Origin of the sequence: Paraburkholderia sp. (genome assembly GCF_028283785.1) — a bacterium.
Classification (GTDB): Bacteria; Pseudomonadota; Gammaproteobacteria; order Burkholderiales; family Burkholderiaceae; genus Paraburkholderia.
In genome coordinates this window covers 150629-171443 of record NZ_JAPWKB010000002.1, presented here as the reverse complement: position 1 = coordinate 171443, position 20815 = coordinate 150629, and the positions used below count along the sequence as shown (strand labels likewise).

General features: G+C 61.5%; 17 protein-coding genes and 1 pseudogene. 8 read left to right on the top strand and 10 right to left on the bottom strand.

All coding sequences use genetic code 11. The features are described 5' to 3' along the window. Window positions 1–3: 3 nt before the first annotated feature. The 4 genes from PW947_RS01245 to hpxZ are packed head-to-tail and all read left to right on the top strand — an operon-like array spanning window position 4 to window position 3219. Window positions 4–1161, top strand: coding sequence for an amidase (locus PW947_RS01245; protein WP_299628928.1), 1158 nt, complete (start codon window positions 4–6; stop codon window positions 1159–1161). An 11-nt stretch (window positions 1162–1172) separates the two neighbouring features. Further along, complete coding sequence (locus tag PW947_RS01240) at window positions 1173–1373, top strand: DUF4089 domain-containing protein (protein ID WP_299628926.1); 201 nt, start codon at window positions 1173–1175, stop codon at window positions 1371–1373. Beyond that, window positions 1370–2803, top strand: a complete 1434-nt coding sequence (locus PW947_RS01235) for an AtzE family amidohydrolase (protein ID WP_299628925.1) — start codon at window positions 1370–1372, stop codon at window positions 2801–2803. The genes PW947_RS01240 and PW947_RS01235 overlap by 4 nt, the downstream gene beginning before the upstream one ends. Beyond that, on the top strand, window positions 2803–3219 hold the full coding sequence (gene hpxZ / locus PW947_RS01230) for an oxalurate catabolism protein HpxZ (protein ID WP_299628923.1): 417 nt from the start codon (window positions 2803–2805) through the stop codon (window positions 3217–3219). The genes PW947_RS01235 and hpxZ overlap by 1 nt, the downstream gene beginning before the upstream one ends. Window positions 3220–3496: 277 nt before the next feature. Here hpxZ and PW947_RS01225 read toward each other — a convergent pair whose 3' ends face one another. Both PW947_RS01225 and PW947_RS01220 read right to left on the bottom strand, forming a co-directional pair. After that, complete coding sequence (locus tag PW947_RS01225) at window positions 3497–6826, bottom strand: metallophosphoesterase (RefSeq protein ID WP_299628921.1); 3330 nt, start codon at window positions 6824–6826, stop codon at window positions 3497–3499. Between the two features lie 197 nt (window positions 6827–7023). Then, window positions 7024–7425: a GFA family protein gene (locus tag PW947_RS01220; RefSeq protein WP_299628919.1), complete on the bottom strand. Its 402-nt coding sequence runs from the start codon at window positions 7423–7425 to the stop codon at window positions 7024–7026. Between the two features lie 335 nt (window positions 7426–7760). Between PW947_RS01220 and PW947_RS01215 the strand changes: the two genes are divergently transcribed. Continuing rightward, a complete protein-coding gene (locus PW947_RS01215; RefSeq protein WP_299628917.1) occupies window positions 7761–9965 on the top strand; it encodes an OsmC domain/YcaO domain-containing protein in 2205 nt (734 codons plus the stop codon). Between the two features lie 122 nt (window positions 9966–10087). Here PW947_RS01215 and PW947_RS01210 read toward each other — a convergent pair whose 3' ends face one another. From PW947_RS01210 to PW947_RS01195, 4 genes and pseudogenes are all read right to left on the bottom strand, one after another. Further along, the gene (locus tag PW947_RS01210) at window positions 10088–10966 is read right to left on the bottom strand and encodes an ABC transporter permease subunit (RefSeq protein ID WP_299628915.1); all 879 of its coding nucleotides are present in this window, start codon (window positions 10964–10966) and stop codon (window positions 10088–10090) included. After that, the gene (locus tag PW947_RS01205; protein ID WP_299628914.1) at window positions 10966–11751 is read right to left on the bottom strand and encodes an ATP-binding cassette domain-containing protein; all 786 of its coding nucleotides are present in this window, start codon (window positions 11749–11751) and stop codon (window positions 10966–10968) included. Before PW947_RS01205 ends, PW947_RS01210 begins: the two co-directional genes overlap by 1 nt. A 42-nt stretch (window positions 11752–11793) precedes the next feature. After that, window positions 11794–12854, bottom strand: a pseudogene (gene tauA, locus PW947_RS01200) (taurine ABC transporter substrate-binding protein). A gap of 305 nt (window positions 12855–13159) precedes the next feature. Next, window positions 13160–14689 carry a PLP-dependent aminotransferase family protein gene (locus tag PW947_RS01195; RefSeq protein ID WP_299628912.1) on the bottom strand — a complete coding sequence of 510 codons (1530 nt, stop codon included), beginning with the start codon at window positions 14687–14689 and terminating at the stop codon, window positions 13160–13162. A gap of 91 nt (window positions 14690–14780) precedes the next feature. On the opposite strand from PW947_RS01195, the gene PW947_RS01190 reads away from it, so the two are divergent. From PW947_RS01190 to PW947_RS01180, 3 genes are read left to right on the top strand one after another with little or no spacing between them, the layout of a single operon-like run. Then, a complete protein-coding gene (locus PW947_RS01190; protein ID WP_299628910.1) occupies window positions 14781–16139 on the top strand; it encodes an aminotransferase class III-fold pyridoxal phosphate-dependent enzyme in 1359 nt (452 codons plus the stop codon). Beyond that, window positions 16139–16867: a sulfite exporter TauE/SafE family protein gene (locus PW947_RS01185; protein ID WP_299628908.1), complete on the top strand. Its 729-nt coding sequence runs from the start codon at window positions 16139–16141 to the stop codon at window positions 16865–16867. Before PW947_RS01190 ends, PW947_RS01185 begins: the two co-directional genes overlap by 1 nt. A gap of 43 nt (window positions 16868–16910) precedes the next feature. Next, on the top strand, window positions 16911–17669 hold the full coding sequence (locus PW947_RS01180) for an SDR family NAD(P)-dependent oxidoreductase (protein WP_299628906.1): 759 nt from the start codon (window positions 16911–16913) through the stop codon (window positions 17667–17669). Between the two features lie 72 nt (window positions 17670–17741). On the opposite strand, the gene PW947_RS01175 is transcribed toward PW947_RS01180, so the two are convergent. From PW947_RS01175 to PW947_RS01160, 4 genes are all read right to left on the bottom strand, one after another. After that, entirely contained in the window at window positions 17742–18527 is a 786-nt protein-coding gene (locus PW947_RS01175) for an amino acid ABC transporter ATP-binding protein (RefSeq protein ID WP_299628904.1), read from the bottom strand. Further along, window positions 18524–19192, bottom strand: coding sequence for an amino acid ABC transporter permease (locus PW947_RS01170; protein ID WP_299628902.1), 669 nt, complete (start codon window positions 19190–19192; stop codon window positions 18524–18526). Before PW947_RS01170 ends, PW947_RS01175 begins: the two co-directional genes overlap by 4 nt. Window positions 19193–19216: 24 nt before the next feature. Then, entirely contained in the window at window positions 19217–19972 is a 756-nt protein-coding gene (locus PW947_RS01165; protein ID WP_299628900.1) for a transporter substrate-binding domain-containing protein, read from the bottom strand. A gap of 67 nt (window positions 19973–20039) precedes the next feature. Beyond that, on the bottom strand, window positions 20040–20789 hold the full coding sequence (locus PW947_RS01160) for an IclR family transcriptional regulator (protein WP_299628898.1): 750 nt from the start codon (window positions 20787–20789) through the stop codon (window positions 20040–20042). Window positions 20790–20815 lie beyond the last annotated feature (26 nt).

The window sequence follows — 20815 nt, the reverse complement described above, 5'->3', positions numbered from 1 at the left end:
GCGATGAACGCATTCATGCCCGGTCCCCGGCTTCATGTCGCGGCAACCGGCAGCGGTCTGCTCGACGGCTTGCGCTTCGGCGTGAAAGATCTGATCGACGTCGAAGGCGTGGTGACGGGTGGCGGCAATCCCGACTGGCTCGCCACGCACCAACCGGCCAGCCGCCACGCGCCGAGCGTGTCGGCGTTGCTGGCGGCGGGGGCGTCGGTGGATGGCAAGACCATTACCGACGAACTCGCGTACAGCCTCGAAGGCGTCAACCATCACTACGGCACGCCGCTCAATCCGCGCTGGCCGCATGCGTTGCCGGGCGGGTCGTCGAGCGGATCGGCGTCGGCGGTGGCGAGCGGCGCCGTGGATTTCGCGCTCGGCACCGACACCGGCGGATCGGTGCGCGTGCCCGCCGCGTTCTGCGGACTGTGGGGGTTTCGTCCGACACACGACGCGATCAGTGCCGATGGCGTGCTGCCGTTCGCGCCGTGCTTCGATACCGTCGGCTGGTTTGCACGCACCGGCGAGATGCTGGCGCGCGTGGCGAACGTGCTGCTCGCCGATTCGTACGCGGACACGCCGAAAGCGCTCGCGCGCTGCACCGAAGCGTTCGGCGCGCGCGCGGTCAACGAACCGGACGACGCGGGCGCACTGCGCACGATGTCGATGGACGCCGGCGCCGCCGACGCGATCAGCGTATTCGACGGCGACGAAGCGGGCTGGCTGCGGTGCTATCAACTGCTTCAGGACGACGCGATTCGTGCGTCGCTGGGCGCGTGGATCGGCGAGACCGGGCCGAGGTTCGGTCCGGCTATCGCACCGCGTTTCGCCCGTCTGCAAACTCTCGACGACGACGAAGTCGCGCAAGCGAAAGCGTTATACGCGACGCTCGCACGCAATATCGAACTGCTGGTCAAGACGACCGTGATTCTGCAGCCGACCACGCCGCTCGCGTTGATCGGCAAGGGCGCGTCGCCGGAAAGCATCAACGCGTTTTATCGCGACGCGCTGACGATGAACGCGATTGCCGCGTTCGCGGGATTGCCGCAAGTCACCGTGCCGCTCGCCGACGGTCTCGACCGGCCGCTGGCTTTGTCGTTGATCGGACCGCGCGGCAGCGACCGCGCATTGATTGCGCTCGCGCGCAGTCTGTTTCCCACACTCCAGTAAAGGTGCTGCCTATGTCCGATGGTTCGCAGGTTTCCCAACCGTCTCACGCCGCGTATATCGACGCGGCGCTCGACCTTCATTTTCCCGCGTTGCCTGCCGACGCCGTCGCGCGGGTTCACGAACAGTTCGCGCGGGTCGCCTCGCTGGCGGCCGTCGTGCTCGACTTTCCGCTGAATGCCGACGACGAACCCGCACCGGTGTATCGCCCATGACGACACCCCGTTTCCCCACCGGCGCGCTCGATATCGCGCGCGCCTTTGCGCAACATGAATTCACGTCGCGCGAGCTGATCGAAGCCACGTTGAGCCGGATCGACGCGCACGATGCCAAAGTGAATGCGTTCACCGCGCTGACTGCTGGGCGCGCACTCGCCGACGCGGACCGGCTCGATGCGCTGCGCGCGCAAGGTGCGAAGCTGCCGCCGCTGGCAGGCGTGCCGTTCGCCGTCAAAAACCTGTTCGATATCGAAGGCGTGACGACGCTCGCCGGTTCGCGCGTGCTGGCGGATCGCGCGCCCGCCAGTGCCGATTCGACGCTGGTGCGGCAGATGCGCGAGCATGGCGCGATCCTCGTGGGCGCGCTGAATATGGACGAATTCGCGTATGGCTTCACCACCGAGAATTCGCATGTCGGCGTGTGCCGCAATCCGCACGATCTGACGCGAATCGCAGGCGGTTCGTCGGGCGGCAGCGCGGCCGCGGTCGCTGCCGGTTTCGTACCGTTGACGCTCGGCACCGACACCAACGGCTCGGTGCGCGTGCCCGCTTCGTTGTGCGGCGTGTTCGGCGTGAAGCCCACGTACGGGCGTCTGTCGCGGCATGGCACGTATCCGTTCGTCGCGAGCATCGATCATATGGGCGCGTTCGCGCGCAGCGTCGACGATCTCGCCGCCACCTACGACGCGTTGCAGTATCTCGATCCGTACGATCCGGCGTGCTCGGCGCGCGCGCTTGAACCCGTCAGCGCGAGCACGCTCGGGCGGCCGTTGCGGGTCGCGCGTCTGGGCGGTTATTTCGACGACAACGCCGGTGTCGATGCACGCGAGATGGCGTTGACGGCATCGCGTGCATTGAACGTCACCGAGACCGTCGATTTCGCCGATGCGGCGGCGGCGCGCGGCGCGGCGTTCCTGATTACCGCAGCCGAGGGCGGTCAGCTTCATATGCCGACCTTGCGCACGCGCTACGACGAGCACGAACCGCTGTCGCGCGACCGTCTGATTTCCGGCGCGTTGCTGCCTGCCGCGTGGGTGTTGCAGGCGCAGCGCGTGCGCGCGGTGTTGCGCAAGCGGATGCTCGAACTGTTCGAGCGTTACGACGTGCTGGTCGCACCCGCGACGCCGGTGGTCGCGCCGAGGATCGGCGACGAGTTCATGGACGTGAACGGTCAGCGTCTCGCGATGCGGCCGAATCTCGGCCTGCTGACGCAACCGATCTCGTGCCTGGGCCTGCCGGTGGTCGCGGTGCCGATGCGCACGGCATCCGGCTTGCCGCTCGCGGTACAACTGATCGCGCCGCCGTGGCGCGAAGACCTCGCCTTCGACGCCGCGCGTCGTCTCGAACAGGCGCAACTGGCCTGGTGCCCGCCCGCGCCGTGCTTCGATGCAGCGACAACGCAAACCGTCTCTAGCGGAAACGACTGATGACCGATACCTACGCGATGAACACAACGGAACCCACCCCCGAGATCAACCGACCGGACGTGCTTGCGCAAGTGAACGCCGCGTTCGATGCGTACGAGCAGGCGCTCGTCACGAACGACGTCGCGGTGCTGGACGCATTGTTCTTCGATTCGCCGCACACGCTGCGTTACGGCGCGACTGAAAACCTCTACGGGTACGACGCGATCCGGGAGTTTCGAGCGTCGCGGCCGTCGGCGGGGCTGGCGCGTAGCGTGACTGCGCGGGTCGTCACGACTTACGGCGATGCGTTCGCGGTCGCGAACATCGAGTTTCAGCGCGATGGTGATCCGCGGATTGGTCGGCAGAGTCAGACCTGGGTGAAGACGGCGGGTGGCTGGCGCGTGGTTGCGGCGCATGTGAGTTTGATGCGGGGGTGAGGGGGGAGATGTGTGTCGTTCGGGGCAGATACGCCATTGGAGTGAGTCGGCGGTCTTCCTGGCTTGGCGCTGCGGAAGTTGCAAATCGAGCCACATGAGACACTCTTGCTTACGGAAAGCGGTCGGTCAGATTGGCCAAAGCACGGCGGATAGAAGCCGAATCCCAGTTTGGATTTCGGACTGGGAGAGCCCCATATCATGTTCAACACTCCCTCCGTGTCAGAACCGGATTCGGCGACGTTGCGCAGGCCCGTAGAGCCGCAATTGGGGCTAGACATTAGCTACCAAGGGACGCGCTGTTGCCAAGCAGTGCTCGACCGTCGGATTTCCAGTCGGTCGCGCGCACCAAGAAATAAGCGGTGTCTTGGTCTGCCGTCAGAACATCCTCAGTCAAGAGATGGCGGGCCGCCTTGGTGAGCCTTTCGACGTATGAACGTTCGCGATCATCGTTCCCGTATAGACGCCACAGAAACGAGCTGTGTCGAAAAAGGCTAAGAAGATTCCTCGTGTCGTTGTGCGCTTCAAACGACTGCCAAAGGGATTTGTGAGCCGCCAGAAAGAGGGTGCCTGATCTCTCTCCGTAAAAGTACTGATATGCGCGGATGAGGTTGTTCAGATCCGAACGGCTCATCGTACCCGCTTCCTTTAAGATAATTGCACCCAATTTCACCGCCGCACGGGCTGCGTTATATGCGTCGCCCGCAGCGGTCGCCGTCATATGAACTTCTCGGAGAGCCGAAATCAAGTCGGAGTCACCGTCCAACTTGGCAGCGCGAGCCAATACAAGGTTGTTCGCTACTACGTTTGCGCCTTTTTTCCGTGCTTCCGCCTCGAGTTTCAGTAGTTGACTCTCCTTGTCAGCCTCGTCCTCGACCTCCAGAATAATAGATCGCGCTTGCAAAGCCTCATAGGATTTGGGTGTCAACACAATGATCTCCTTCGCGACCCGTAGCGCATCTGGATCATTCAGCGACTGAAGACAGAGAGCGTAATCAAGCAGCGTGGACGCTCGAACTTCTTTCGATCTCTTGCGGGCCAGAAGGCGTTCCAGAAGAATTTTGGCGTCGCCATGCTCCCCCATCATCCGAGTGCTCGTCGCGAGAAGCAACTCTAGGGTGTCTCGATCGTCGTCGTAACCGACGTCGGGGACGACTGACAACACGTCGCGGCAGACCGTGGCACAGTTTCTATACGATTTGCCCTTCATTAGCGCGCCGCAGTAGATTCGGCAAAGATTCAAGATTGGTCCAGCTTTATCTGCACTGCGCCAAGTAGCGGCGTTGGTTAGCATACTTAAAACCAACGAATGGGGATTTCGCAGGAGGGTGCCATCGTCCGATGTCAACGCGCCGTCAAGTTTTTGCAACCGTGCACGGCCGGTACGCCACTCTTCTCCAAAATACAATGAAGTTGCCTTTCGGGTTAACGCATCGATCTCGCGCTCTGTCATCAACGAAAGAACGTAATCTCGCACAGGGCGCGGCGCAACGAGCACCTTCAGCCGCTCCTCATCTCCGCCCGATGCTTGCAAGAGAATACTGGTAGTTCGAACGTCAAGCAGCCCTCGATCCAGCAGTTCAATGGCTTGTTTCGCATGGAACGGTGACTGATTCTCGAAATATTTCAAGCGTTGCAGTGATTCCCCGTGCGGCAAAATTGCCATCACTTTTAGCAGGAGAAATGCGCGCTTGACAAATTGGTGCGGAGAATTCGACAGCTCAGCAACAGTGTTCACCAATGACTGAGGGACCGTTTCGCTGGCGACGACGATAGCGTTGGGGACGCCGGCCGTCACGGACCCCAGTTCCGACAAGTTGACGATCCGAAGGGCCTTCAGCGCTTCGTCAATCTTTCCCGGAACTCCGTCGGTATGTCGAAAAATCTCGCTAACCGCTCGCGGTGTCCTGATCTCGGGCGTTGACCTCGGGTGGCCTACGATATAGGCGCGTGTATCCGGTTCGTCCAACGTATGGAGCTCGATTGGCTCGAGACTTCGGGCACGCGGCATGGCGCGGCTAACCATGAAAACCATGACCTCTGGGCAGAAGTCTTGAACCATCCTTGCGAGGGCTTCAACGTCGTGTTCGATTTGCGTCGCCGCGTCGCCCATGCCAACAGGAGCTTCATCGAAAATCAACGTCGCTTTCCCGGTGTTGGCCAAGGCCTTGCAAAACTCTGAGAATGCGCAACCCGCTTGCGTTGCGAACTGCTCTAAAAAGTCCGCACGGGAAGCGTAGCTCCCCAGATTTACCTTAAAGACTGGGTGCGCATCGTGCGATGAACGCTTGGCTACCGACCAAAGGAAGCCATCGATTCCAAGCCCCCAGTCTGCGCAGATCCAAGCCATCTTGTTCTTGCGCAGGCTTTCGATGCAAGCTTTCTGTTGTAGCGGCCGGACAGCGAGGTGCTGAGCTTGTTCCGGAAGAGGATATAGCGTGGTAGAGAGAGCTTCGTCCCAAAGTGCGGTGCTTTGGGAAACGGCGTCGGCTAGGTCGACGGTCGGCAATGCGGCGACAACAACGGCCTTCGACACAGCAGTTCGGCTGATGAGCATTCGCTCTGTTAAAAACTCGGTACCTGGCGAGAGCGGGAAATCATAGTCAGGAACGATCAATCGATCGCCGGCACGGTTGACGCGCGCGATCCGCGGCCATAACTGCCAAGTGCCTTCTCCTTGGTCAAACAGAATTTTGCCGACTGAATAGCCGTGCACGCGTTCGATGCTCTCGTTTTTGAAATGTTGTAGCCCAAAGAGGGACGTACTCTGTACGTATTTGCGTACTGATTCTCCGCCGCGATAGTGGGTTACAGCATCGGCTTCATGCATATGGCCGTATAGATGAGCGGTGAATCTGCCTGAAGCGTAGATTTCCGACTGAAAGTCCCGATGCGCCTTTTCGTGCAACCAGGTCGACGGATGGTGAGTTACAAGGAAATTGACGTCGTGGCGCGAACACCATGCCGAAGGATCGTCGCCCGTGACAGCGTTTAGTTGGCGGGGGTCAAGCGCCAACTTTCTTTCGTAATCTTCACTGCCGATCTGGAGGAAGGCAGAGTTCAGTCCAATCACGCCAACAGATACACCATCAGCTAGGACGGACGCGGACGCATCTCCGGGCAACAAGCCTTGGTTTAGAGGGAGGGCTGTAATCCCTGATTTTTGAATGTCCTCGTGCCACGCGGTGTAGTTCGCAAACGCGTTTTGGATTGTGTTCCGATATCCATTTGTGTCATTCTCCCAAAACTCTCTCATCACCTCTGGTTCGTCCCACCATCGCTTTAGCACCCGGACGTGCGCATCAGTCGACGGTGGCCGCACCAAATCGTGATTCCCCGGGACACAGAAAAGCGGCGGATTTTGACCGAGCTTGTCAAGGCGTTCCCAAATGTCCGCTAGGATATTGCTCAAGGCGACATATTCTTCGGCCTTACCGGACTGAGTTAGATCCCCCGAGAAAACCACCAAATTCAGCGGGCCTGCAACTTCAGCGAGTCGGACAAGGTCGTCAAGGAAGATCGCTTTGAATGAAGGCCAGAGCCAACCAGATGAATGCTGACCGACGTGAAGATCGCTGATGTGAAGCCAAGAGAATTGATCGGACGTCATGTTTTAGTTTTTTGGAACCAGTAGGTAAGTGAACCAGCATCATCCATTAGAGATGGTCGGCTATCAGCATGCGATATCCAGAAGCCACGTACCAATTGTCGACGATCCCGCGAATGATGTCGAATGGCCGCTTTTGGCAGAAACCGGCCCACGCGCCCAGCCCCCCCTAAACAAAACAACCCCATCCACACCCACGCTCACACCCCTTCATCCCGCGGCCCCACCCATTCTTCACGCGCTTCCGCACCCACAACCGACATGGAAGCGCCAGCCGTCTTTCGCGTAGGGACCAACGACGGATCGAACCCTTCGAGGCAATACACGTTCACCCCAAAATGATCGGGCGCAGCCCTCTTTCTATGGAACGTATAAATCCCACAACGCGAACAAAAGTAATGCTTGGCTCGTCCCGTGTTCCATTGATAAAGCGTGAGGAATTCTTCGCCCTCGGTGATGTGCAACTCGCGTTCACTGACCTTGGTCATCAACGCATTTTTTCTGGCACATATCGAGCAATCGCATGTGGTTAGCTCACGCACATCTGCGGTGATGGTGAATTTCACCGCACCGCAATGGCAGGAGCCAAGGTAGTTTCGCATCGATGATTGCATTCTTCAGACTGTCCCAGCGGTTGTGCCCGACAGATCGTCGAGAATTGGAGCGTCCGCGTCGAACGACGCACCGCACCCTGCGCGATTGGCGGCGAGATAACGAACAACAGGACCAACCCACGTCACTAAGATAGCCGGCCCATCGCGCCGCATCGTCACCCCTTCCGGCCCGCAACTTCAGCAACTTCATGCTCCCCGACGCCAGCGCGCCGCCACCGTCATCGACCGTCACCGCCGCCAGATTCGCGATCTGCAACAGCAACGGCACCGGGTGACGGATAATAGCGGCTACGTCATTTTGAGCACCAGTTTAGGATTCTCCCATGGAAATTAAAGTCAACTTCCTCGACAAGCTCCGTCTTGAAGCCAAGTTCGATGACTTCACGGTCGTGGCCGACCAGCCTATCCGCTATAAGGGCGATGGCTCGGCGCCGGGCCCGTTCGATTATTTTCTGGCTTCATCGGCCTTGTGTGCAGCTTACTTCGTGAAGTTGTATTGCGTGAATCGCAATATTCCTACGGAAAATATCCGGCTGTCGCAGAACAATATCGTCGATCCGGAAAATCGGTATCAGCAGATTTTCAAGATTCAGGTCGAATTGCCGCCGGATATGTCGGAAGTCGATCGCCGGGGTATTTTGCGTTTTATCGACCGGTGTACGGTCAAAAAAGTGGTGCAAGCCGGCCCCGAGTTTATTATCGAAGAAGTAGAAAACCTCGATGCCGATGCCCAGTCGTTGCTGACGTTAAAGCCGGCTTCCGACGTCAGCACCTACATTGCAGGCAAAGATCTGCCGCTGGAACAAACCATCGCCAATATGTCGGGCATTCTGGCGGGTTTGGGCATGAAGATCGAAATTGCTTCGTGGCGCAATATCGTGCCCAATGTGTGGTCGCTGCATATTCGCGATGCGCACTCGCCGATGTGCTTCACCAACGGCAAGGGCGCGACCAAAGAAAGCGCATTGGCTTCGGCGTTGGGCGAGTTTATCGAACGTCTGAACTGCAACCATTTCTATGGCGGCGCGTATTGGGGTGAAGAGATCGCCAATGCACCGTTCGTGCATTATCCGGACGAGCGCTGGTTTAAACCTGGCCGCAAGGATGCGTTGCCGGCTGAGATTCTGGATGCATACTGCCGGGAAATTTATAATCCCGATGGCGAGTTGCGCGGTTCGCATCTGTACGACACCAACTCGGGCAACGTCGAGCGTGGTATCTGCTCGCTGCCGTTTGTGCGGAAGTCGGATGGTGAAGTCGTGTACTTTCCGTCCAACCTGATCGAGAACCTGTTCGTTAGCAACGGCATGAGTGCCGGTAATACGCTGGCCGAAGCGCAGGTGCAATGTCTGTCCGAAATCTTCGAGCGTGCGGTCAAGCGTGAAATTCTGGAAGGCGAAATCGCGCTGCCCGATGTGCCGCAGGAGGTGCTGGCGAAGTATCCGGGCATCCTGGCCGGGATTCGTGGGCTGGAAGAGCAGGGCTTCCCTGTGCTGGTCAAAGACGCGTCGCTGGGCGGGGTTTATCCGTTGATGTGCGTTACGTTGATGAATCCGCGAACCGGCGGTGTCTTTGCCTCGTTCGGCGCACATCCGAGCTTCGAGGTGGCGCTGGAGCGCAGTCTTACGGAATTGCTGCAAGGGCGCAGTTTTGAAGGGCTGAACGATTTGCCGCCGCCCACCTTTGTCAGTAATGCGGTGACTGAATCGAATAACTTTGTCGAGCATTTCATCGATTCCAGCGGTGTGGTGTCGTGGCGCTTTTTCAGCGCGAAAGCGAATTACGAGTTTGTCGAATGGGATTTCTCCGGCCACGGTGAAAACTCCAATGTCGAAGAAGCGGAAACATTGTTCGGCATTCTCGAAGAGATGGGCAAAGAGGTCTACACGGCGGTGTATGACCAGCTGGGTGCAGTAGCGTGCCGGATTCTCGTGCCGGATTATTCGGAAGTTTATCCGGTAGAAGATCTGATCTGGGATAACACGAATAAATCGCTGTTGTTCCGCGCCGATATTCTGAATTTGCATCGTCTGGACGATGCGGCGCTGGAAGCAATGCTCGAGCGACTGGATAACAGCGAGCTGGACGAATACTCCGATATCGCCACGCTGATCGGCATCGAATTCGACGAGAATACGGACTGGGGCCAACTGACCGTTGTCGAGTTGAAGCTGCTTATCAATCTCGCGTTGCAGAAATTCGAAGAGACCCAGGAACTGGTGGGCGCCTTCCTGCAATACAACGACAACACGGTCGAGCGCGGATTGTTTTATCAGGCGCTGAACGTGGTGCTGGAAGTGATGCTCGATGACGAGCTCGATCTGGACGACTACGTGGTCAACTTCCGCCGGATGTTTGGCGACGCCCGGATGGATGCGGTTTTGGGGTCAGTGGACGGCAGCGTGCGTTTCTACGGTCTCACGCCGACGAGTACGAAACTGGAAGGCCTCGAAAGGCACCACCGCCTGATCGACAGTTACACGAAACTGCATAAGGCGCGAGCCGAAGCGGCGGCTGCCGCGAAGTAACGCGCGCGGCGCATCGCAGAACGAGGGCCTTCGGTGGCCCTCGTTTTTAACCACCTACAGCAGTCAAGATTCCCGCTTCGGGCAACCCGGCCTGAACCCATCCCGCCTGACCACCCACCGCTTTACATCCTGCCTTTCCACGGCGTCAGCGCGCGCTCCATTTGCCGCATCAGCAGATCGAAGCAATACGCGAGCACGCCGATCACCACGATGCCCATGATGACGATATCGGTGCGCAGGAAGTTCGACGCGTTCAGCACCATCTGACCGAGTCCGGCCGTGGCCGCGACCATTTCCGCGGCGACCAGCGTGGTCCAGCCGAAGCCGATCGCGATCCGCATGCCGGTCAGGATTTCCGGCAACGCGGCGGGGAACACCACGAGCCGAATCACTTGCCAGCGTGTCGCGCCGAGCGAGCGCGCGGCGTTGATCTGTTCGATGGCGACCGAGCGTACGCCTGCTTTCGATGCCATGGCGAGCGGCGCGAAACACGCCAGAAAAATCAGCGTGATCTTCGCGCTTTCGTCGATGCCGAGCCAGATCACGATCAGCGGCAGATACGCGAGCGGCGGCAGCGGCCGGTAGAACTCGATCACCGGGTCGAAGATGCCGCGCGCGATCCGCGAGGTACCCATCGCGATCCCGACCGGCACGGCGGTGACGACCGCCAGCGCGAATGCCGCGAGCACGCGGATCACGCTGATCGTGATGTGCTGGACGAGCAGGGTGCCGCCTTGCGTGTCGCCCCGGATCGCGCCGATCAACGCGTCGAACGTCGCGCCCGGCGACGGCAGGAACAGCGGCTTGATCCAGCCGAAGCGCGTACTGGTCCACCACAACGCCACCAGCACGAGCGTGGTCGCGAGACTGATCGGGAACGTGTTGCCCTGGCCCAACGCGCCATAACTGGCGGCGCGCTTGCGTCGCGCGCGGGGCTTGAGCGCGGCGGGCTGTGGTTTGACGGGCGGCTCGATCAGCACGTCGGTACGTGAATTCGACATCAGTGGATCCCTCCCGACGACGTTTGATGCACCAGCGACAGCACCTGTTCGCGCATCGCGATAAACGCGGCGCTTGCCTTGGTGGCGCGAGCGTCGCGTGTCTCCAGAAATTGCCGCGCGAACGGCAGTTCGAGTTCGTGGACGATCCGTCCGGGATGCGGCGCCATGATGATCAGCCGCGTCGCGAGAAACAGCGCTTCCTCGACATCGTGCGTGATGAAGAAGAACACGCCTTTCGAATCGTTCCACAAGTCGAGCAGCAGTTCCTGAATCGACTCGCGCGTGAACGCGTCGAGTGCGCCGAGCGGTTCGTCGAGCAGCATCACGTGCGGCGACGACGCGATTGCACGCGCGACGCCCACCCGTTGCTGCATCCCGCCCGACAGCTCGTACACGGGCCGCTGCGCGACCTGCGACAGGCCGACCCGGCGCAGACACTCCATGCCGATCCGGCGGCGCTCGTTGAGCGGCATATGACGCAGCCGCAGACCGAACTCGACGTTTTCGATCACGTTCATCCACGGCATCAGCGCGTGCTTCTGAAACACCACGCCGCGTTCGAAACCCGGCCCTTCGACCGGCTTGCCGTCCAGCACCACCTCGCCGCGCGTGGGCGGAATGAAGCCCGCGATCGTATTGAGCAAGGTCGTCTTGCCGCAACCCGACGCACCCAGCGCGACGACGAATTCGCCTGCTTCGATGGTCAGCGACACATTGTCGAGCGCGAGCGCGGGCGGTCCCTTGCGGGCCGGATATTCAATCGAAAGATCCCTGATTTCAAGCATGATCGATGTCCGTGGATGAACGATGGTCGCTGACTGCGTCGCTTACTTCGCGGCCAGTGCCGACTTGATGTACTGATCCGTCACGCCGGTCGAATAATCCGGCAGCGTGCTTTGCAGCGTCTTCTGTTCCTTCAGGAAGTTCGCGGTGGCGAGCAGCGACTTCGCCGCGCCCGACGTCTTGCCGCCGCCCAGCCATTCCGCCGACATCTGTTGTTGCGGCGTCGGGAACTGGTACAGCGCGAGCGATTCCTTCACTTCGGCCGGCGCGCCGCCGCTGACTTCCGCCACCGCCTTGCCTTGCGGCGTGGTGCCGACCCATTGATCCGGATGCGCACGGTAATCCGCATCGCCCTTCGCGAGAATCTTCACGAAGCTCGTCATGAATTGCGGATTCGCCTTCGCCCAGTCGCTATTGACCACGAAGCCGTCGAAGGTGGCGAGGCCGGTTTGCGACGCGATCTTGCCCGACGTGGTGATGACCTTGCCGTTCGCTTCGATCTTCGACAGCACCGGGTTCCATACGTAGGCCGAGTCGATATCGCCGCGAGCCCACGCTGCCGCGATTTCAGCGGGGCGCATGTTCAGCACCTTGACGTCGCTATCGCTGAGACCGGCTTTCTTGAGCGCGAGCAGCGCGTGGAAATGGCTGGTCGATACGAACGGCACGCCGAGGCGCTTGCCCTTCAGTTGCGCGACCGACGCCCCGTCACGCCGCTGCCGTCACGCGCGACCATCGCTTCGGCGTCGTTGATGTTGTCGAGAATCCAGAACAACTGGATCGGCAAGCCCTGGCTCAGACCGGCCGCAACCGGGCTCGAACCGGCTTCGCCGAGCTGCACGTTGCCCGACGCCATCGCGCGGATCACGTCGCCGCCGCCGCCGAATTTGCGGTAGTTGACCTTGTAGCCGGTTGCCTTGCCCGCTTCGTCGAGCTGTTGCGCGTAGCGCCATGGCACCATCATGTCCTGATAGGCGATCGTGACTTCCTTGTCGGCAGCAAACGCGCTCGTCACCAGAGCAGCTGCGCAGATCGCAGCAACCGTGCGAAGCAGACGGGGAAGGGAAACACGCTTCGCATTGGGGAACGGGGCAAACGCTTTCATGCGGTGATCCTCTTTGGTCTTGGATGATTGAGTCGATGACGCCCGCGCATGCCCGCGCAGGGTTCGTATTGTGTTGATGCACGTTCCTGACCAGCCGATGGGGCCAGCGAGGGTTTTCGATTGGGCCAGCAACGCACTCGCAGCCGACGTCGCGAATCTCACCGCGAATGTCGTCGCGCATCGCCCGTTCGCGTCGCGCGACTCGTGCTGGATGTGTCGTGCGTAGCCCCGTTGTAGTGCGATACGGTGCCGCTCGTTGTGCGTCGCTGCACAACGCTGGGTCGCGAAGAATGCGACCGCGCCTGCTAAGACGCCGACGCGAGTGCCGTACGACGCGAGCCGTTGCGCCGCGTATAACGCTCCACCAGCTTCGCGAGTTCGCGCACGCCGGGTTCGATCCGCTCCACCGGTATCGACGAGTAACCGAGCCGGATATAAGGCTCGCGCATCGTGTCGTAAAAGAACGGTTCGCCTGGATCGAACAGCACGCCTTGCGCGATGCACGCCGCGCGCAGCGCCGACATGTCCGGATGGCCCGGCAGCTTGACCCACGCCGACGACCCGCCGTGCGGATCGCAAAAGACCGCGTCGGGCAGATAACGCCGAACCGCGTCGATCAATGCGGCGGCGCGCTTGCTCAAGGTTTGCCGTGTCTGGTTCAGCAGACGGTCGTAATGGCCCTGCTCGATAAACAGCGCGGCGGCGACCTGATTGTTGCCGGGCGCGTGACGGATCATCAGGCGGCGAATCACGCGCAGCCTGTCGATCACCGGTGCGGGGCCGACCACGTAGCCGAGCCGCAAACCCGGCGACAGCAGCTTCGACAGGCTGCTCAGATAGATCACGCGATCGCATCTGTCGATGGCTTTGAGCGCGGGCAGCGGCTGGCCGACGTACTGCGTTTCCGGATCGTAGTCGTCTTCGAAAATCACCTGATCGTGACGCGCGGCATGGTCGAGCAGCGCGAGGCGGCGGTCGGTGCTCATCGTCACGCCGGTCGGGCATTGGTGGCTCGGCGTGCAGTAGATGTAGTCGCAGTGCGCCAGTTCCGGCGACCGCTCGACGCCGAATTCATCGACCGGCAACGGCGCGACCCGCGCGCCGCTGCGCGCGAAGATATTGCGCGCATCCATATAGCCGGGGTTCTCGACGCCGAACACCGTGCCCGGTTTTGCAAACAGCTCGGACAACAGATACAGCCCGTGCTGCGTGCCCATCGTCAGCAGGATCTGATCGGGCGTCGCGGCGATCCCGCGACGCGGCAGCACGCGACGGATCAACTGCTCGATCAGCCGTGCGGAATCGCCGTGCGCGCCGTCCTGCGCCCAGCTTTCGACGGACGCCACATCGAGCGCCTGACGGCTGCATTCGCGCCAGTCGGATAACGGAAACAGCTTTGGATCGAACTGCCCGTAGACGAACGGATAGCGGAATTTCTGCCAGCCGGCAGGGCGGTCGAGCCAGCGCAACGCGTCGCCGGTGGGGGCGGTGCGCGCGTGCCAGTCGGGTTGATGCGGAGTGCCGCTGCCGACGACCGGCGCGACCTCCGCGCGGCCGATCGCATCGCACACGTAGAAGCCGTCGCGCGCCCGCGCTTCCAGATAGCCGTCGGCGACCAGCCGCTCGTAGACGAGCACGGCGGTGTTGCGCGACACGTCGGCGAGCACGGCCAGTTCACGCCCCGATGGCAGGCGCAAACCTGCCGGCAGGCGCCCGTCGAGAATCGCGTTGACGAGTGCGGTGCGCAATTGCACTTGCAGCGGCGCGCTGCCGCGCTCGGGAACGGGCAGCAATTGCCGCCACATCAGATCGTGTTCGCTGCGATGCACGTTCATTCCTTGCTGGCACCATCGAATGATTCTGTTGGCATTATGCTGGCGCCAAAAAAATTGCAATGATGGTGACACTCTTCGAGGAACCGCCACCATGAGCACTACGCTAAACGCCGCGTCATCCGTCACTTCTTCCGCTGTACCGTCGATGCAGCATCAATGGCTGCCCTTCACGCCGAACCGGGAATTCAAGGAAGATCCGAAACTGTTCGCGCGCGCCAAAGACCAGTATTTCTACGACCTCGACGGCCGCGCGATTCTCGATGCGGGCTCCGGTCTGTTCACGACACCCGCCGGCCATTGCCGCACCGAAATAGCCGATGCCGTGCACGCGCAACTGCTCGAACTCGATTTCACGCCGAGCTTTCTGCGCGCGCATCCGAAGTCGTTCGAACTGTCGAACCGTCTCGCGGACTTGCTGCCCGACGGCCTCGACAAGCTGTTCTTCGTCGGTTCGGGGTCCGAAGCCGTCGATACCGCGATGAAGATCTGTCTCGCGTATCAACGGGCGAAAGGCGCGCCGGGACGCACCATGTTCGTGTCGCGCGAACGCGCGTATCACGGCGTGAATTTCGGTGGAATCGCGTTGTCGGGGATGGTCAACAACCGGCGCGCATACGGCAATCTGGTGCACGGCGTCGTGCATATGCGCGATACCTGGCTCGAAGAAAATCGCTTCCAGATGGGGCAACCGCAACATGGCCGCGAACTCGCCGACGACCTGCTGCGCCTGATCAATCTGCATGGCGCGGAAAATATCGCCGGGTGTTTCGTCGAGCCGATCGCCGGTTCGACGGGCGTGCTCGTGCCACCGGTCGGATATCTGGAACGGCTGCGCGAAATCTGCACGGCGCACGGTATTCTGCTGGTGTTCGACGAAGTGATCTGCGGTTTCGGCCGGACCGGCCACGCGTTTGCCGCGCAGAGCTTCAACGTGACGCCCGACCTCATCACGATGGCGAAGGCGCTGACCAACGGCGCGGTGCCGATGGCGGCCGTCGCGGTGGCGAAGCACGTTCACGATGCGATCGTCGATACCGCGCCCGAAGGCGCGATCGAATTTTTCCACGGCTATACGTGGTCCGCGCATCCGGTCGCCTGCGCGGCCGCGCTGGCAGCGCTCGATATCTACCGCGACGAAAAGCTGTTCGAACGCGCGCACGATCTGTCCGGCTATTTCCTCGAACAGGTGGCGAGCCTGCGCGATATTTCGATCGTCACCGACATTCGCGGTTACGGCATGGTCGCGGGCGTCGATGTGAAATCGGACGGCAAGCCGGGGCGTCGTGGTCATCTGCTGCAAAAGATGCTGTTCGACGCGGGCGTGCATCTGAAAACCACCGGCGATTGCGCGATTCTCTCGCCGCAATTCGTGTTCGATCGCGAGCATATCGACCGTACCGTGGCCGTGCTGCGCGACACGCTGAAGTCGCTCGAACTGTCCGGATCGTGATGCTGGTCGCGCCGCTCGCGAGTGTTGGATGGCTTGCGGCAATCGCATTCGCGGCGGGCGCGGCGAAAGGATTGACGGGCTTTGGCGGCGCGCTGGTGATGGCGCCGTTGTTCGGCCTGCTGATCAGCGCACCCGACGCCGGCGCGCTGATCGTGCTGGTGCATTGCGCGACGTCGCTGCAAGGCGTGCGCGAGTGGGGCGGTGCGGTGCGATGGCGGTCGGTGATTCCGCTGGCGCTGGTCGCGCTGGTCTGTACGGCGCTGACCTCGCACTGGATTGCGCACGGCAACGCACTCGGCTTGCGTCAGCTGGTGGCGTGCGCAGTGTTGCTCGCGACCGCGCTGCATATGGGCGGATGGCGCTGGCAGCACAGCGGATCGTGGCGCCCGACGCTTGCGGCCGGTGTCGTCAGCGGCGCATTGACGGCGCTTGCCGGGCTCGGCGGTCCGCCCGCCGTGTTCTATTTTTCGGCGATGGCGAAGGGTTCGGCATTGCGCGCGAACCTGCTCGGCTATTTCACTGTGCTGTTCGGCGGCGCGACGCTGCTGCTGATGGCCAATCATCAGATCCGGTTGCCGCAGCTCTACACGGCCGCCGTGCTGACGCCGGTGTTCGCACTCGGCGTCTGTGCGGGCGAGCGCGCGTGCGGACTGCTCGCGCCCGTCTGGTTCGACCGGATCGTGTGCGGCTTGCTGTTGTCGTCGGGCGTGCTTGCGTTGCTGACGTAAGCCTCTTTTTCAATGCGGTAAAGATGATGTCGGAGTATCACGGATGAATATTCTCGTAACCGGCGCAAGTGCCGGTTTTGGCGAAGCGATCAGCGAACGCCTGTGCAGCGAAGGACATCGCGTCTTTGCCACCGCGCGGCGTCTGGATCGCCTGAGCGCGCTCGCCGGAAAATGCGGCCCGCAACTGGTGCCGAAAACGCTCGACGTGCGCGACGGCGCGCGCGTCGCCGCGCTGTTCGCGGAGATCGAAAGCGAATACGGACCGATCGACGTGCTGGTCAACAATGCGGGTCTCGCGCTGAATGCGGACCCCGCGTACGACGTGCCGCTCGCCGATTGGGAAGCGATGGTCGACACCAATATCAAGGGCTTGATGTATTGCACGCACGCGGCGTTGCCGGGCATGGTGGCGCGCAATCGCGGCTGGATTTTCAATCTTGGCTCGATTGCGGGCACGTATCCGTATCCGGGCGGCAATGTGTACGGCGCGACCAAGGCATTCGTTCATCAGTTCAGCCTGAACCTGCGCGCGGATCTCGCCGGCAAGCAGGTGCGCGTGACGTCGATCGAGCCGGGTCTGTGCGGCGGCACCGAGTTTTCGGTGACGCGTTTTCACGGCGATGCGGAACGCGCGGCACGGGTCTACGAAGACGCGACTCCGCTGACCGCCGTGGATATCGCGCACACGATCTCGTGGCTGCTGGCGCTGCCGCCGCACGTCAATATCAACGCAATCGAAATGATGCCGACGAGTCAGGCATCGGGCAATTTCAATATCGTGCGGCAGGCCGCACCGGCTTGACGCTGTCCGAAAACACACTGGCCCGCATCGGCGGGCCAGTGTGTTGCATCACGTCGCGCTTCGGCGCACAGACTACGCGCGCGACAACACCGCCTGCAAAAACGCCTGCGTGCGCGGCTGTTTCGGCGCCGAGAAAATCTCCGACGGCGGCGCGGCTTCGACGATCACGCCGCCGTCCATCACCACGACCACATCCGCGACGTCCTTCGCAAAGCCCATTTCATGCGTGACGACCACCATCGTCATGCCTTCGCTGGCCAGCAGTTTCATCACCTGCAACACTTCACCGACCAGTTCGGGATCGAGTGCGGACGTCGGCTCGTCGAACAGCATCACGCGCGGTTTCATCGCCAGCGCACGCGCAATCGCGACACGTTGCTTCTGTCCGCCCGACAGACTCGCGGGCATCACGTTCGCCTTGTGCGCGAGCCCCACTTTGTCGAGCAGCGCGAGCGCCGCCTGTTCGGCTTCGGCTTTCGCCGCGCCGCGCAACATGCGCGGACCGACCGTGATGTTATGCAGCACCGACAGATGCGGAAACAGGTTGAACGACTGAAACACCATGCCGACTTCGGTGCGCAGTGCGTTGAGCGAACGCTCTTTGAGCATCACGCCCTGATCGACCAGACGATGACCACAGATATCGACGGTGCCGCCTTCGGCCTGTTCGAGACCGTTGCAGCAGCGCAGGAAGGTGCTTTTTCCCGAGCCGCTCGGACCGATAACGACCACCACCTGTTGCGGCTGGATATCGAAGTCGATGCCGTTGAGCACGACGTGTTCACCGAACGATTTGGTCAGCCCGCGAATCCTGACGATGGGTTCGGCGGCGGGCAATGTGTTATCCGTGACGCTCATTGCACCATCCCTCCTGCGCGCAAACGCCGCTCGACCCGATGCAGCGCGAAGTTGGTCGCTTGCGTCAGCACCAGATACACCAGCGCGATCACGATATAGACCTCGAGCGACCGGTACGACACGCTGATGATTTTCTGACCTTCGTGCATCAGGTCGTTGATGGTCAGCAGCGACACCAGCGCCGAGTTCTTGATCAAGGCGATGAACTCGTTACCGAGCGGGGGAATCATCCGCACCACGGCTTGCGGCAGGATGATCGCGCGCATCGCCTGACCCGACGACATGCCGATAGACCGCGCCGCTTCCATCTGCCCGCGATCCACCGACTGGATCGCGCCGCGCACGATCTCCGACACATAAGCGGCCGAATACAAGCCTAATCCGAGCACGCCGCAGACGAATGCAGGTAGCAGGATATTGAATTGCGGCAAACCGAAGAACAGCAAAAAGAGTTGCACCAGCAGCGGCGTGCCGCGAAAGAAGGTCAGATAGACCGTGCAGAAACCATAGATGAAGCGGTTCTTCGGCGTGAGCCGGCCGATACCGATCAACAGCCCGAGAATGCAGCTGAGAACCAGCGCCGCGGCGGTCACTTCGACCGTGACGACGGCGCCGTGCAGTATGTCGTGCCAGCCCGCGATTGCCGGCGAAAAGTCGAGATCCATCGTGAGCGTCCGTGCCGTTTGCGCTTATTGCGCGCTGCCGCCAAACCACTTCTTGACGATCGCGGCATAGGTGCCGTCGGCCTTGATTTTCGCCAGTGCCGCGTTCAGGTCGGTGCGCAGTTGCGGTTCGTCCTTACGCACGGCGATGCCGTACGCTTCGGTGGTCAGCGCCTTGTCGAGCACGCGGAAACCGGGGCGCGTGCGCGCCAGTTGATACGCGGCCGGCTTGCCGGTCACGGCAGCATCGGCACGGCCGATCCCGACCAGATCGAACATTTCCTGGTTCTTTTCCACTTCGACGCGGTTGATCTGCGGATAGTTGTCGCGCAGGAAACTGACCGACTTCGTGCCGACCTGCACCGACACTTTCTTGCCGTTCAGATCGGCGATCGATTTATACGGCGAGTCGCTTTTCACCAGCGCGACCAGGCCGCCCGCGAAGTACGGGTCGGTGAAATCGACCACTTTCGCGCGTTCGTCGGTGATGTAGATCGCGGAGATCGCGACGTCGAACCGATGCGCGATCACACCGGGAATCAAGCCCTTGAAGTCGATATCGGTCCATTGAACCTGGCGGTTCATCGCCTTCGCGAGCGCGTTCATGATGTCCACGTCGAAGCCGGTGCGTGCGCCGTTTTCGGAAAACTCCATCGGCGGGAAGGTGGCGTCGGTGGCGACGTTCAGCGCGGCGGGCGTTTGTGCGGACGCGGCGGTGGACATGCCCGTCAACGTCACGGCAAGCGTCACGCAGGCGAGGGACAGCAGTCGGTTCAACTTCATGGGTAAGGCTCCTTGCGGGGAAAGTGGGTGCAAAGCCCGGCCGGGCAGGCGTTCGGTCGACGACGTGTCAGCCGGTCTGCATATGCGTTGAAATGGTTCGGGCCGCGCGCAGCGTCCCGTCGATAAACTGGGTTTCGCGGCCGGTCGCGCGGGTCGAAGGCGCCATCAGCGTGATCGATGCGGTGCTGCCCGCGCCACGGCCATGCCGCCGGAAGATCGGTGCGCTGACGCCCCACACGCCGGAATCGACCTCGCTGTCGCTGACGGCGTAGCCTTGCGTGCGGATCGTTTCGAGTTCGGCTTCGAGCGCGGCGCATCCGGCGGGATCGGTTGCGAACACGCGTTCGAGCGCTTCCGCGCGGTCCCTGGCGGACATGAAGGCAAGCAGCGATTTCGCCGACGCGCCCGCCTTGAGCGGCACCGCGCGGCCTTTTTCGAACGAGCAGCGCAACGCGTGCTCGCTATCGACCATCTCGATGCACATCACCTGAGCCTTGACGGCGACCACCAGCCCGACGCTTTCGCCGGACGCGCGCGCGAGTTCGTGCATTGCGTTGCGGCTCGCTTCGACCAGCAGCGAGTTCATGTCGAAGCCGAGTGCGAGTTGCAGGCTGATCGGACCGGGCGCGTAATGTCCGGCGTTTTCCGCGACGAAGCCCCAGCGCTTGAGCAGCGCAATCTGCCGGTACAAGGTACTTTGCGCGAGGCCGGTCACGGCTAACAGATCCTTGACGGCAATCGCCTTGCCGTGGCCCGCCAGCGCGGATAGCACCAGCAGCACACGTTCGGCGCCGGTGACGTTCTCGTTCGAATTCACGGCAAAGCCAGAGTGATGAATGACGG